This window comes from Sphingobacterium suaedae (assembly GCF_042684625.1).
Lineage (GTDB): Bacteria > Bacteroidota > Bacteroidia > Sphingobacteriales > Sphingobacteriaceae > Sphingobacterium > Sphingobacterium suaedae.
In genome coordinates, this window is record NZ_JBHULR010000006.1 from 86,430 (window position 1) to 99,648 (window position 13,219).

13 protein-coding genes are annotated in these 13,219 nt (G+C 42.9%); 8 read left to right on the forward strand and 5 right to left on the reverse strand.

The genetic code is table 11. The features are described 5' to 3' along the window. The first annotated feature begins 126 nt into the window (after window positions 1-126). From ACFSR5_RS14405 to ACFSR5_RS14415, 3 genes are all read left to right on the forward strand, one after another. Window positions 127-1,137, forward strand: a complete 1,011-nt coding sequence (locus ACFSR5_RS14405) for a glycosyltransferase family 2 protein (protein ID WP_380905008.1) — start codon at window positions 127-129, stop codon at window positions 1,135-1,137. A gap of 32 nt (window positions 1,138-1,169) precedes the next feature. Next, complete coding sequence (locus tag ACFSR5_RS14410) at window positions 1,170-2,033, forward strand: alpha-1,2-fucosyltransferase (protein WP_380905010.1); 864 nt, start codon at window positions 1,170-1,172, stop codon at window positions 2,031-2,033. Between the two features lie 222 nt (window positions 2,034-2,255). Continuing rightward, window positions 2,256-3,029 carry a glycosyltransferase family 2 protein gene (locus tag ACFSR5_RS14415; RefSeq protein ID WP_380905012.1) on the forward strand — a complete coding sequence of 258 codons (774 nt, stop codon included), beginning with the start codon at window positions 2,256-2,258 and terminating at the stop codon, window positions 3,027-3,029. A gap of 44 nt (window positions 3,030-3,073) precedes the next feature. Here the strand turns inward: ACFSR5_RS14415 and ACFSR5_RS14420 are convergent, their stop codons facing one another. From ACFSR5_RS14420 to ACFSR5_RS14435, 4 genes are read right to left on the reverse strand one after another with little or no spacing between them, the layout of a single operon-like run. Further along, window positions 3,074-4,156, reverse strand: coding sequence for a DegT/DnrJ/EryC1/StrS family aminotransferase (locus ACFSR5_RS14420; RefSeq protein ID WP_380905014.1), 1,083 nt, complete (start codon window positions 4,154-4,156; stop codon window positions 3,074-3,076). Next, window positions 4,122-4,523: a sugar 3,4-ketoisomerase gene (locus ACFSR5_RS14425; protein ID WP_380905016.1), complete on the reverse strand. Its 402-nt coding sequence runs from the start codon at window positions 4,521-4,523 to the stop codon at window positions 4,122-4,124. The genes ACFSR5_RS14420 and ACFSR5_RS14425 overlap by 35 nt, the downstream gene beginning before the upstream one ends. 2 nt (window positions 4,524-4,525) lie before the next feature. After that, on the reverse strand, window positions 4,526-5,524 hold the full coding sequence (locus ACFSR5_RS14430; protein ID WP_380905018.1) for a glycosyl transferase: 999 nt from the start codon (window positions 5,522-5,524) through the stop codon (window positions 4,526-4,528). Continuing rightward, a complete protein-coding gene (locus ACFSR5_RS14435; RefSeq protein WP_380905020.1) occupies window positions 5,521-6,321 on the reverse strand; it encodes a methyltransferase, TIGR04325 family in 801 nt (266 codons plus the stop codon). The genes ACFSR5_RS14430 and ACFSR5_RS14435 overlap by 4 nt, the downstream gene beginning before the upstream one ends. 1,041 nt (window positions 6,322-7,362) lie before the next feature. Between ACFSR5_RS14435 and ACFSR5_RS14440 the strand changes: the two genes are divergently transcribed. The 3 genes from ACFSR5_RS14440 to ACFSR5_RS14450 are packed head-to-tail and all read left to right on the forward strand — an operon-like array spanning window position 7,363 to window position 10,445. Then, on the forward strand, window positions 7,363-7,866 hold the full coding sequence (locus ACFSR5_RS14440; RefSeq protein ID WP_380905022.1) for a SixA phosphatase family protein: 504 nt from the start codon (window positions 7,363-7,365) through the stop codon (window positions 7,864-7,866). A gap of 46 nt (window positions 7,867-7,912) precedes the next feature. Beyond that, window positions 7,913-9,934, forward strand: coding sequence for a thioredoxin domain-containing protein (locus ACFSR5_RS14445; RefSeq protein WP_380905024.1), 2,022 nt, complete (start codon window positions 7,913-7,915; stop codon window positions 9,932-9,934). Between the two features lie 10 nt (window positions 9,935-9,944). After that, window positions 9,945-10,445: an FKBP-type peptidyl-prolyl cis-trans isomerase gene (locus tag ACFSR5_RS14450; protein WP_380905026.1), complete on the forward strand. Its 501-nt coding sequence runs from the start codon at window positions 9,945-9,947 to the stop codon at window positions 10,443-10,445. 138 nt (window positions 10,446-10,583) lie between these two features. Here ACFSR5_RS14450 and mnmD read toward each other — a convergent pair whose 3' ends face one another. Then, window positions 10,584-11,270, reverse strand: coding sequence for a tRNA (5-methylaminomethyl-2-thiouridine)(34)-methyltransferase MnmD (gene mnmD / locus ACFSR5_RS14455; protein WP_380905028.1), 687 nt, complete (start codon window positions 11,268-11,270; stop codon window positions 10,584-10,586). A 57-nt stretch (window positions 11,271-11,327) separates the two neighbouring features. On the opposite strand from mnmD, the gene ACFSR5_RS14460 reads away from it, so the two are divergent. Together ACFSR5_RS14460 and ACFSR5_RS14465 are read left to right on the forward strand one after the other, a co-directional pair. Beyond that, window positions 11,328-12,563 (forward strand): dicarboxylate/amino acid:cation symporter, encoded by a 1,236-nt coding sequence (locus ACFSR5_RS14460; protein WP_380905030.1) that lies wholly within the window; start codon window positions 11,328-11,330, stop codon window positions 12,561-12,563. A gap of 200 nt (window positions 12,564-12,763) precedes the next feature. Then, window positions 12,764-13,165: a cytochrome c maturation protein CcmE domain-containing protein gene (locus tag ACFSR5_RS14465; RefSeq protein ID WP_380905032.1), complete on the forward strand. Its 402-nt coding sequence runs from the start codon at window positions 12,764-12,766 to the stop codon at window positions 13,163-13,165. Window positions 13,166-13,219: the final 54 nt, after the last annotated feature.

Sequence of the window (13,219 nt, forward strand, 5' to 3'; positions counted from 1 at the left end):
CTAATATGGGAAATGATAATTTGTTACATCAACTAATGTTCCCGTTTCACCTTCGATTTTAGGCTTCCGTTCAGCAATTTTATTCTGTAAACTAGCTCTGAACGAGAAGGTTTTATATCTCATACGATGAAAAAAAAACAACCTTTAGTTACGGTATTTATGGCGGCGTACAATGCCGAACGATATATCGCAGAAGCGATAAAAAGTATCCTAAACCAGACGTTTACTGATTACGAACTACTTATCGCCAACGATGGTTCCACAGATAAAACTTTGGAGATTATCAACAATTTTCAAGACAAACGTATACGTATTATTAGCAACGACACAAATAGGGGCTTGCTCTATACCCGCAATGTCGCTCTTAAGGAAGCCAAAGGCAAATTGATTGCTATTATGGACAGCGACGATTTTTCGCTTCCTGACAGACTTTTAGTACAAGTTACGGCTTTTAAGAAAGACCCATCGCTAGCTTTATACGGTGGACAGGCTAAGGTCATTGACGAGGACGGTAAGGAAATCGGCATAATCCAAGAGTCGGAAACCTGTCCAGAATTACTAAAGATTAAACTTCTTTTTCAGAACACATTTGTCCATTCCTCTATGATGATACGAACAGCGGTTTTTAAAGAAATGGGAGGTTATCAGGAACCTTTTGCTGAAGATTATGATCTTTTTTTACGTATAGCGCATCGTTACCGTGTTGCAAATAGTAAGGAATTTATTGTACTATACCGATCTCACGGCGACAATGTTTCCAACACAGTGGGCGAGAAGATTATGCAACAACTGCTGCCAATAAAGGGCAAATTGTTAGCCCGTTTAGGTTATGTACCTGATCCGGATTTTGAAAAGATATTGACGAACCCATATATATGGCCCGATGTTCCTGTGGAAAAATACAAAATACTCTATACGTCATTGATAATACAAAACAGAAGGAGCCACATACTGAACCCGGCTTTATTGGAAAACTACATCTTCCAAAAATGGTACGAAGTAATCATGATGAAAGGTGGGATCAACACGGTTGTTTTGTTTTTTAGCAATCCTATATTCCAAAGAGAACTGGCTACCTTTAAACAGGTTAGAAAAACTTTTAAAAGATCGATTAAAAAGTTGTTTATACGAAAATAATTTTTTTTACAACGATGCACTAAAAATAACAGATGTCAATTAAAATTGTTAAATTCTTAGGAGGACTTGGTAATCAAATGTTCCAATATGCTTTCTACCTTGCATTACAGAAACATTTTAAGAATGTAAGAGCAGACTTGACGGCATTCAAAACCTACGCTTTACACAACGGCTTTGAACTGCATACCGTATTTAATATAAAACTAGAAGAAGCGTCGCCGTTTGAACTAAACCTACTACTTCCTCAGAATCGGAAATGGATTTGGCGGAAACTAAGACGTCTCTACGATACAAAAAATGCATACTGGGAAGAGCAACCACAATTCATATATCACGACACAATTTTCGAACAGCGGAAAAGTCGATATTACTGGGGTTATTGGCAACATATTGAATACATCAATATGGTTGCCGACGAACTTCGGAATCATTTTCAATTTCCAAATATTGTCGATAAACAGAACACCACGCTTATCCGACAGGTTGAAAACCGAATCACTGTTGCTTTACATGTTCGACGCGGAGACTATCTCACAGAACCTCTTCTTGGCGGCATATGCGATGAAAAATATTATGACCGTGCCATTGCATATATGCAAGAGCGTATTGAATCGCCACTTTTTGTTATCTTTTCAAACGATATCAAATGGTGTCAGACTAAATTTAGAAATATAGATAGCATATTCGTTGATTGGAATATTGGAACAGAGAGCTATAGGGACATGCAATTAATGCATATGTGTAATCATTTTATTATAGCAAACAGCAGTTTTAGCTGGTGGGCTGCATGGCTAGGTCGACATCCGGAAAAAATCATCATCTCACCTAATCAATGGGTAACTGACCCGAGCTGGGATACATCCGGGTTAATTTTACCTTCGTTTAAAACTCTTTGACAATATCATAGATTAAATCAATGCAATCCAAGTCACATTTTTCCCCGGAAAACGCCATTCCCCAACACTTAGGTGATAATCCATTGCAAACGGACATTCGTGGATCTGTCATTAAGGCAATATTACTTCTAGCGAAAAGTTAGGCCATGTCGTACAATCAGTCAATTAATTTCTTATTTTTGGATAATTAAGACCAACTTATTAAACAAGAAGAGACCACCCATGAAATTAACAATCGTTACCATCAATCTCAACAATATGTTAGGATTGGCTAAAACCTTGATGTCCATACAATCGCAAACGACTCCTAATTTCGAGTATATCATTATTGATGGAGGGTCAACGGACGGTAGCGTCGATCTCATCAGAGATTTCTCGCAAGTCAACCATTGGGTATCAGAAAAAGATGCGGGTGTATATGACGCCATGAATAAGGGAATAAAAATAGCTAAAGGGGACTATATTCTTTTTCTAAACAGTGGTGATACTCTTTTTAGTAGTAAGACTCTTGAAAATGTACTGCCAGAACTTGGAACGGAAGATATAATATATGGAAATCTACTTCTTGACGATAAGACGAAACCTTACGTTTATCATTTTCCACCAAAATTAAGTTTTAAGTACCTCTTTCACCATTTTCTTGGACATCCATCGACTTTCATAAAGAAAAATTTATTCGAACGATTTGGTTATTATGAAACAATTTACAAAATAGTGGCCGATTGGGCTTTTATGGTAAGGGTTATTGCAAAAGAAAATGTATCAACAAGAGGTATTGATCAGATCATTTCTATTTTTGATATGAATGGTATGAGCGCTGATCCCAAAAACACGCCCGCGATTTTAGAAGAGCGAGAGACATTCCTGCAACAGACATTTCCCTTGTTTTATGACGACTATCTGACTATCGACGACGCTCAAAAAAAATTAGATAAAATTAGATCCTCCAAAGGTTTTAAACTACTGAAAGCCATAGGCGTTAAAAAGTTCCAATAACATAGACTGCGTCGACCAGAACTTTGGTTGCGTTGTCTACAGTGTTAGAATTTATTCATGACATCGATTACCTGTAAAATCTCAGATTCGGTATGTCCAAACGAAATCGGTAGGCTCAACACCGTTTTGTGAATTTCTTCTGCAAGCGGATAGTTACCCTGCACCGTCTCCCTAAGTGCCTTTTGCCCATTAGGCGGTATAGGATAGTGCACCTCGGTTTTTATTCCGCGATCCGCTAAGTATCCTCGTAATGCCTCTCTCCGGGGGTGGCGGATGGCAAAAATATGGAACACATCTTCAAATCCGGCTTGTATACAAGGCAAAATAAAATCATCTTTCAAACCTGATGCATATAACGATGCAAGACGTTGTTTATGTCGGGTAATTTCGTCGAGTCGTTTCAGCTTAATCGAAAGAAAAGCAGCTTGTAACTCATCCAATCGCGAATTGTGCCCTATAACCTCATTGGTATACTTAATGCGCGATCCGTAATTTCGTAGGGTCTTTATAGATTCCGCTAAAACCGGATCGTTAGTTGTCACTGCCCCGGCATCGCCCAACGCACCAAGATTCTTTGTGGGATAAAAGCTAAACGCTCCAAAATCACCAAATGTTCCAGCTGATTGGCCCTGGTATTTCGCCCCATGAGCCTGAGCACAATCTTCTACGATCCGCAGATCATGCTTTTGAGCAATCTGCAGAATCGGCGCCATATCGCACATTTTTCCATACAGATGCACCACTAAAATGGCCCGGGTACGCGGCGTGAGTGCTTCCTCAATTTTACTTGGATCTATATTATACGTTGTGATATCAGGTTCAACCAAAACCGGTTTCAGCCCAGCATGGACAATAGACAATATCGAAGCGATATAGGTGTTGGAAGGAACGATAACCTCGTCTCCGGCTTTAAACTTGAAGTGTTGAAAAGACAATATCATCGCATCCAAGCCTGATGCAACGCCTATACAATAGGAACTCCCACAGAAGGTTGCAAAATTACCTTCAAACTGCTCCACCTCTTTTCCGAGGATGTACCATCCACTTTCTAACACGCGTTTCCACGCCGAATGAAACGCCGGAAAAAAAGGCTCATTGACTTTCTGTAGATCTTCGTAGGCTATCATGCGCGATATAAGGTTCGTAAATATAATCTTGTGGGTCAAAGTATTCTGATGCCAAAACCATCAAAATGGCATCAGGAGAGAAATTATACATTTGATGCCAATCTTGCGTTTCGAGTACCAAACAATGGTTTGGCATTGTCAACTGATAGGTCGCTTCTTCAGCTCCATTATGGTTGTATATCGTACAGCTACCTTTCAGACATATAGCAGCTTGCAACGTACGATGATGCCGATGTCCACCTCGTGTTGCATCGTTAACTCCGTAAATGTAGAATATGCGCTTCACCTCGAAGGGCACAATCTTTTCGATGACTGTTAGGTTTCCGCGTTCGTCTGTGAACGTCTTTAAATCAATCTGATAGGCCATTATTACAAAAAATAAGACTGATGATAATAGTGCTGAAATTTTCCTTTGATATACAGATGGAACATTCGTCGAATTGACTTCCGAATGCGTGGAATAGGGAGACACTCATGAAAAACATAGTGTCGAAACACAGACTTTAACTCGCTATCCGCTGCTTTCAAGGCGGCAATATAAGGCCGGTACACATATTGCAGATCGTTCTCCGAAAGTGCGTATCCCGATGTGGGTACAAACGCATTTGACTCAGCATATTTAAATCCATGATAATGATAGAATATAAGCGGAAACTTGTTTGTCGAATTTAGCTCTGTACCAAATAAACACGTACCTTCCGTTTTAAAATCATATTGTTGCACATTCCATGGGGCTACGCCTCCGCCCAAGTGCTGCAGCTCATGCACACAAGAGAAACGATCCATCCAATCATCCAAATACTTCTGATCGCCAAATTTTCCATCCTCTACTCTATTGTAGCACCACGTTAAACATGCCGACCTCCACCATGACAGCACGGCCATACCTTCTGTCGTATTTTTAAAGCACATAAATTGTACGCAGTAGCGTCCACTCGAATGTGCCTGATCGTATACAGGCGTATAGCGATGCTCTGTAAGCAGCACAGAACGGTCACGTGTTTCAATTTCTTCCAGCAACATTGCCGGGTCATTGAAAAAAAGCAGATCCGCATCGAGATAAGTACACGCATCAAGACGATAGGTCAAAATCGCATAATGTATAATTGACGGGGTACACGTCCAACAATATTCGCCTGCGGTTCGTGTTGGCTTGACAGCCAAGAGATCATCATCCTCAAAGTCTATCAAAGGGATTACGGTAGCATATCGCAAATTTAGTTTACAGAGGGTCTCGTAGCACACGTCGTCGAAAGCAAAAATGTACAGGTGAAAGTCCGCACAATATTTTTCTAAAGAACGATACATTGCCAGCCCTCGCGACAGATACACCGAATTAAAAAGGGTACAAAAATGATGTTTCTTCATCGACGTTCGAATAAAAATCCTTTATCGTAGCCGGCAAGCTCACCATCAATAAATAAATCGGATTCGCCCACAACATATGAGCTAAAATCAGCCATTACACAATACCTCGAAAAATGCGCAAGAAACGCCTCCTCGTTTAGGAACCATGCGGGGTACGAAGCATCATAAATCTCCGGAGGAACCCGTTGAATCGTCAAACGATCTTCGCCTTCTCGTACAAAAGCAGTTCTATCGAATAGTAAATAGGGTACATCCTTCGTTGACAACATCGACAAAAAAGAATGCGGATCTTCCAGGTACTGCACGACACTGGACAACAAGATGACGTGCGGACCTGTATGCGCCATACTCTCTTCGATTGTTCGAAAAAATTTGAGCTGATCATCCTCAAATTCCTGTCGTCCTACATCCACATAAGCCGACTGTTCGACAATATGCCAAGTCAATCTCTTTAACGGCCGAAGAAAATCCCGAACTTGAAAATAGGTACTTCCCAATGAACCGCCGAAATCAAGCACATGCAACGTGTTCTGCTGCTGTGCCGCAATGTAAAGTAAACTGGCAATAATACTAAATGGATACTCTTTTTTTGAAAAAAGTACAGAATCCCGTTCATACACGGCTTTGCCATCCCGCACCTTACAAAGGGCTTCTTTAGTCTTTTGCAAAATAGTCGGCTGCGCATATCCTGATGTTTCCGCAACAGCAGCCTCCCAAGAAGCATAACGACCAAACCATCCGTAAGGAGGCAATCCGTCGACGCTTTTCTTTTTTCTTTTAAAAAGGTTAGTTTTCATAGATATGTCATTTCGAATCCCCAAGACAACACAAGTCGGCATCTCAGAGAAATCAATACGCACCTCATTAAGAGGTAACGATAAATCGTGAATAAATTTCTTGGCTTTTCTAAACGGCTTGCGCATAGAAATGATTACAGAAAGCTCACAGTCACACCCAGTGCGACCAAAGCGTTATACGATACATGGTTTAAATTGGCAACATCTTCGTAAGATGAAATTTCTAAAAATAGGCCTAACGGGTGCGTCTACAAACATCCTTGTTATATCACCGTCGATCCTCCAGAAAGACAGCATATTCTACCTGTATTTATTTCGACTTGTTCATAAAAAGATTAATAGACAGCAAACAATATCCATCGTTCAATAGACCTGTGCTGATGGACACAAATATAATTGATTGTCTCGAAATTTTAACATTGATTTACGTTAATTTACATTTATTTACAAACGACCAGACTAAATCTCCTTCACAATCTTGATCAGGATTATTCCTTTGCTGAACGCTCAAAGAAATTACGATATACAAATAGCCTTCGCAAACCTCTCAAGCTTTCGACTGTCGGTCGAGCCGGCGTCGACTAAGGCTCGACACGGCTTCGAGACTTCTTCGACACGGCTTCGAGGCTTCTTCGGGTACTCTTCGAGGCTTCTTCGGTACTCTTCGAGACTGCTTCGACTGCGCTTTTACGAATTGCCGAAACCAGCCCTACCAGAGTGCAAGCCCAGTCGAAATCAGATCGAGGGGTTTCCGAAGCGGTGTGCAAGTTGTATCGAAGTTGTACCGAAGTTGTGTTAAAGTTAAAGCGGACTTGAACGGACTTGAACGGACTTTCCAGCCTTGTAATAAAAAATGGAGGACAAAGCGGTTAGGGAAATTTAACCTAGACACAAGCAGCAAATTTCAGTCCAAAAAACCTCCTTTCATCACAAAACAGATTTCAATGCAGCCGTTCGTATTACCAGATATCCGCCGTATAGGTACCATAACTCCCTCCCTTTGGAAATTGCATATAAAAACAAATTTTCCTAAGTTTAACAATGGAAAAGAAAGCGCTTTACATTATCCGGCACGCCAAAGCTGAAGAGCATGGATTGGCACAGAAGGATTTCGACCGGAATCTGGTCGACAAGGGCATCGAACGAGCGAAGCAAACGGCGGAAGAACTCAAAAAACGACTTCCGCACAACCATGAAAAAACAATGATCCTTGCTTCGACTGCCAACAGGGCCGCGCAAACTGCACAAATTTTCTGCGAAGTACTTGGCTATCCTGCAGCAGACGTGGTATGGGAGCCACGCATTTACGAAGCGCATTACCTTATGCTTATGAAACGTATCAATGATGTTCCTGCGAGATTTAGCCACGTACTGCTTGTGGGCCACAATCCCGGACTTTCCGACTTTGTCGATTACGTAACAAACACATACGTAAATCTCAAAACATCGGCCATAGCGCGCCTAGAATTAGACGAAGGGATCGATTATTCGACCGTATCGGCAAACACGGCAACCCTTCAACAGGTAATCTGCAAACCATACTAGTCCTAAACCGTTTGTATGATAAGCACCTACAATTTGATATATCCCCATGGCAAATAAACTGCAAAACGAAAACTCCCCCTATTTAAAGCAACATGCCCATAATCCGGTTGACTGGATGCCCTGGGGGGCCGAAGCCCTGGAAAAAGCGGTGAAAGAAAATAAACTAATCCTAGTAAGTATTGGTTACTCCGCCTGCCATTGGTGCCACGTCATGGAGCGGGAAAGTTTTGAAAACCCGGCTATCGCCGAAACCATGAACAAATTTTTTGTTTCGATTAAGGTAGACAGAGAAGAACGTCCGGATATCGACCAGATTTACATGATTGCGGTACAATTGATGACCAACGCTGGTGGCTGGCCACTGAACTGCATCTGTCTACCCGATGGGCGTCCAATTTATGGCGGCACCTATTTCCGTCCACACGACTGGCAGCAGATCCTCCTGCAAATCGCCAAGATGTGGGAAGAGACGCCAGATATCGCGCTGGATTATGCCGAACGCCTCACACAGGGCATACAACAAGCAGAGCGGCTTCCGATCACAGCATTACCCGAGCAGTACAATGCGGCCGACATACACGATGTCGTGAAACCCTGGAAAGCGCAATTTGATAGCATTGATGGCGGGTACCGAAGGGAGCCGAAGTTTCCGTTGCCGAACAATTGGCTGTTTTTTCTCCGCTATGCCGTTCTTACGCAAGATGATGCTGTCTTAGACCACGTGCATTTTACCCTTCATAAAATTGCCCATGGTGGTATATATGATCAGGTAGGAGGAGGATTTGCGCGTTATGCTGTTGACGGGCAGTGGCATATTCCGCATTTCGAGAAAATGCTTTATGACAATGGGCAATTAATTTCACTCTACGCCGAAGCTTATCAACAAAGAGCTTCCTCGACCTATAAACGGATCGTTGAAGAAACCATTACTTGGGCAGAACGGGAAATGTTGGCCGAAAATGGAGGTTTTTACGCCGCATTGGACGCCGACAGCGAAGGAGTGGAAGGCAAATTTTACACATTTACCGAGCAAGAGATCCACGACATACTTGGGCCGGACGCTCCACTGTTCATTGCCTATTTCAACGTTACGGAACGGGGGAATTGGGAAGATGAAGAAACCAATGTGCTCCATTGCGATATGGATGCCGATACGCTTTGGCGTGAAGCCGGATTTTCCGACGAGGAGTGGGTAAACTACCTGCAGGAAATCAAAACTAAATTACTGCATTACCGTGCTCAGCGGGTCCGCCCAGGTTTGGACCATAAGCAGCTGACATCCTGGAATGCCCTTTTCGTGAAGGGGCTGACCGACGCCTACCGCGTTTTTGATCAGGACCACTACCTCCATCTAGCCATGCAGACTGCGGCCTTTATCCAAACCGAATGTATGAGCAACGGTGTGCTGTTACATCAACCTGCCGACGCAAACAGACAAATACCCGGATTCTTAGACGATTATGCGTTCACCATAGAAAGCTTTATCGCGCTGTATGAAGCGACCTTCGACGAAACGTGGATAGGGAATGCCGAAGACCTCATGAATCGGGCGATCCGCGGATTCTACGATGAGGAAAACAGCACATTTTATTATGCAGGGCACGGCACAGAGCAACTCATCGCCCGAAAAAGCGAAATCATGGATAATGTTATCCCAGCTTCTTCTTCCATGATTGTGCGGATGCTATACCGTTTAGGGGAACTGTTGGATAATGATCGCTATACGGGCATCGCGGAGCAAATCTTTGCCAATGTTTTCCCACATATTAAGCAATATGGATCGGCCTATTCTAACTGGGCGATACAGCTGCTCGAACACGTTTACGGCGTGAACGAAATAGCGCTTACGGGGGCAGATGCTGAAACTTGGCGTAAGGACGTAGACAAAACCTATATTCCTAATAAAATAACAATGGGTGGAACAAAAAGTAACTTACCGTTGTTAAAGGATAAAGCAGGTATGGAATCAAAAGCATACCTTTGTCGTAATAAAACCTGTAGCCTGCCGCAAGATTCTGTGGCGGCATTGCTGCAACTAGTAAATGATAACAGGGATTCGTCCCAATAAATTAAGTAAAATGGCAATAGAAAACAACAACGTTGTTGCGTTAAACTACACTCTTCACACGATTGAAGAAAACGGTGAGAAATCTTTCGTGGAAGAAACTACCAACGAAAACCCATTAACATTTCTATACGGTGTCGGTATGATGTTACCTAAATTCGAGGAGAATATCTCCGAATTGAATGCGGGCGACAAAACATCGTTCACCCTGGCTCCTGTGGACGCTTACGGCGAAAAAGATGAGCGTGCAATTGCTCAGCTTCCAGCAGATATGTTTAAAGAAACAGGTTTGCCTCCTGTTGGTGAAGTTCTTCCTTTACAAGATAATCAAGGAAATCAGTTCCGCGCTGTCGTGGTAGAGGTAACTCCTGAGGCCGTTGTGGCCGACCTTAATCACCCAATGGCTGGAAAAACATTAAACTTCGATATTGAGATTCTTGCGGTTCGCCCCGCAACGGAAGAAGAATTGGCACACGGCCATGCGCATGGCATAGATGGTGAATCTGGCCACTAAGACAGCGGCACACGCACTATAGGAACGTGACAAAAAACGGAATAATCTGTAGAGATTGTTCCGTTTTTGTTTTCCGTGGTCATACTTAAGCCCTATCGGTGACTACGCCGTCTTTTTGGGTCCGGCGCCGTCGAATGCCTATCGCCAATTGTCCGGGCCGACCTGTTTGACGGCGCGCAACATCTCTCGTTTACCGGGCGCTCCGGGTGCTTTCTCTATCGTAAATCCCAATGCTTTCATTGTCCGTTTCAGGTTGCCAGTGATCGCATAGGTCACAAAGACTCCTCCGGGACGAAGGAAAGAGCATACATGCGCTAACGATTCGTCTGTCCACATCTCGGGCTGGTGAACCGCGGCAAATGCATCAAAGTAAATCACGTCAAATAGCTGATCGCTGTGAAAATCGAGTAAATGTGTATGAGCAATAGCCAAGCGCACCGTAGACAGTAGTTGCGTTTCTTGCTGCAAAGCTTGGCCATACGACGAGCGAAAAGCATCCCATGTGCGGTCTGCCACAACCTGCTCGTATCCGGTATGACACACGATATGCTCGGGAAGCGGAAACGCCTCTATACCACAATAGGTCAAGGAAATCCCTCGCGCATGCGCATAATCGGCAGTCAACAAAAAGTTCAATCCCGTACCAAATCCTACTTCTAAAATAGATGCCGAAGTTGTTTTTTCTTTCTCCAAAAAAAAAGTAAACCCAGACTGCAAAAAAACGTGCCGGCTTTCCTGGACAGCCCCATGCTTAGAATGATAGTGTTCCCCGATTTCTGCGTGATACAGTGTTTTACTTCCATCTCCCGTGACAACAAATTCCATAAGCTCGTTTATTTATCACAAAACTAATACAAAAAACCACTATTTTAGCTTTACCTTATGAATAAGATTCTCGAAAATTATGGAAGTATACTGCTTCTGTTGCTAGGCATTACCCTTGGGAGTGTGGTTGGACTATGGTTCCCCAGCTGGGTGGACTACCTGAAGCCACTTGGTGATATTTTTTTGAATCTCTTATTCGTGTCGATTATTCCGCTCCTTTTCTTTGCCATAAGTTCCTCTGTTGCTAATATTGACGGTGTGCATAAACTGGGCAGAATTATCGGCATCATGGGTATAGTTTTCTTAATTACGATTGCAATTGCCGCACTGACAACGGTGGTCGCTTTGTACCTCTTTCCGGTCAATTCGGGCATGGACCCTTCCTCTGCGATTGATAATCCGCTGGATGACGGCAAAACATCTTGGGGTGATCGGATCGTGGGCTTCCTTACCGTCAGTGAATTTGGGCTGCTCTTATCCAGACAGAGCATTTTGGCCTTCGTCATCTTTTCATTCTTGGTGGGGATCTCGGCACGACGTGCTGGCGATAACGCAAAGGCTTTTAATCATTTTATTTTTGCCGCCAATGAGGTGATGAAACAGCTCCTTTTGCTCATCATGAAAATTGCTCCGATAGGTCTGGGGGCGTATTTTGCGTATCAGGTAAAGACATTAGGACCTCAGCTGTTTGGCTTTTATGCTAAACCCATGGTACTTTATTATATTTTCGGCCTCGTTTTTTTCTTCGTGTTTTTTAGTATCTATGCATTTGTGGCTTACGGTAAGCGGGGTCCGATCATATTCTGGAAAAATAATATCATTCCTTCACTAACAGCGTTAAGCACTTGCAGCAGTCTGGCCACCATGCCCTCAAACCTTGTTGCAGCAAAACGTATTGGAATTCCGTCTTCCATCGCTAACGTGGTGATTCCTTTGGGCAATACGCTCTACAAAAACGGATCTGCAATCTCGTCGATTTTAAAGATCTATGTAGCCTTTTCCCTGCTGGGATGGAATTTCTTCGACTGGACTACGATCGTCACGGCCGTAGGCATCACGGTGCTGGTGACGATTGTTGCAGGTGGTATTCCAAATGGTGGATATATCGGCGAGATGCTGATGATATCGGTTTATGGATTACCAGCGGAAGCCATCCCCGCTGTTATGATCATTGGTACACTGGTGGACCCACTGGCCACCATTCTGAATGCTACAGGGGATACTGTCGCCGCCATGTTGGTCACACGGTTTGCCAAAGAACGATTTATTCCACAGGAGGACGACATTGTTTGAACCGTGTAACTTTTATCTGAGGTAAAAACGGCATCCAGTTTATCTGTGGCGCAAAAAAACAATTAATCTCCTGATATCAAGCTACGTACAAAAAGAACCTATACTGAATAGAATAATTCTAAATAACACCGTAAATTTGACAAATTCCTTCCTTGCAAAAGCATTTTGTAATTTTGCATATTATTTAGAGATAGTGCACTATGAAGAAAAGCTCAATTATCTTGATCGTGATTATTGCGGTAGCCATTGCGATGATTTTGGTTATCTATACCGATTCGAGTACGTATTCCACATTTACGGAGGCGAAAGAGAAAAAGACGGAACTGTATGTGGTCGGCGTATTGAACAAAGAAAAAGCGTTGCATTACGATCCTGTTAAGGACGCGAACCATTTTGCTTTTTACATGTACGACAACGATAGTACAGAATGTAAAGTAGTTTTTAATGGTTCGAAACCACAAGATATTGAACGATCGGAACAGATTGTTCTAACCGGTAAGATGGACGGAGATACCTTCCATGCGAGTAAAATTTTGATGAAATGTCCATCAAAATATAACAAAGACCAAGTTGAGGTCATCGAAACCACCGCATCTTTATAGCACATAATAGGCTGTAGTGCGGCGGACATGCACGTACAACTTTTCACTTTAGTA

Coding starts and splice junctions, on each gene's coding strand:
- ACFSR5_RS14405 (WP_380905008.1), top strand. CDS start 127: ATGAAAAAAAAACAACCTTTAGTTACGGTATTTATGGCGGCGTACAAT.
- ACFSR5_RS14410 (WP_380905010.1), top strand. CDS start 1,170: ATGTCAATTAAAATTGTTAAATTCTTAGGAGGACTTGGTAATCAAATG.
- ACFSR5_RS14415 (WP_380905012.1), top strand. CDS start 2,256: ATGAAATTAACAATCGTTACCATCAATCTCAACAATATGTTAGGATTG.
- ACFSR5_RS14420 (WP_380905014.1), bottom strand. CDS start 4,156: ATGATAGCCTACGAAGATCTACAGAAAGTCAATGAGCCTTTTTTTCCG.
- ACFSR5_RS14425 (WP_380905016.1), bottom strand. CDS start 4,523: ATGGCCTATCAGATTGATTTAAAGACGTTCACAGACGAACGCGGAAAC.
- ACFSR5_RS14430 (WP_380905018.1), bottom strand. CDS start 5,524: ATGAAGAAACATCATTTTTGTACCCTTTTTAATTCGGTGTATCTGTCG.
- ACFSR5_RS14435 (WP_380905020.1), bottom strand. CDS start 6,321: ATGAAAACTAACCTTTTTAAAAGAAAAAAGAAAAGCGTCGACGGATTG.
- ACFSR5_RS14440 (WP_380905022.1), top strand. CDS start 7,363: ATGGAAAAGAAAGCGCTTTACATTATCCGGCACGCCAAAGCTGAAGAG.
- ACFSR5_RS14445 (WP_380905024.1), top strand. CDS start 7,913: ATGGCAAATAAACTGCAAAACGAAAACTCCCCCTATTTAAAGCAACAT.
- ACFSR5_RS14450 (WP_380905026.1), top strand. CDS start 9,945: ATGGCAATAGAAAACAACAACGTTGTTGCGTTAAACTACACTCTTCAC.
- mnmD (WP_380905028.1), bottom strand. CDS start 11,270: ATGGAATTTGTTGTCACGGGAGATGGAAGTAAAACACTGTATCACGCA.
- ACFSR5_RS14460 (WP_380905030.1), top strand. CDS start 11,328: ATGAATAAGATTCTCGAAAATTATGGAAGTATACTGCTTCTGTTGCTA.
- ACFSR5_RS14465 (WP_380905032.1), top strand. CDS start 12,764: ATGAAGAAAAGCTCAATTATCTTGATCGTGATTATTGCGGTAGCCATT.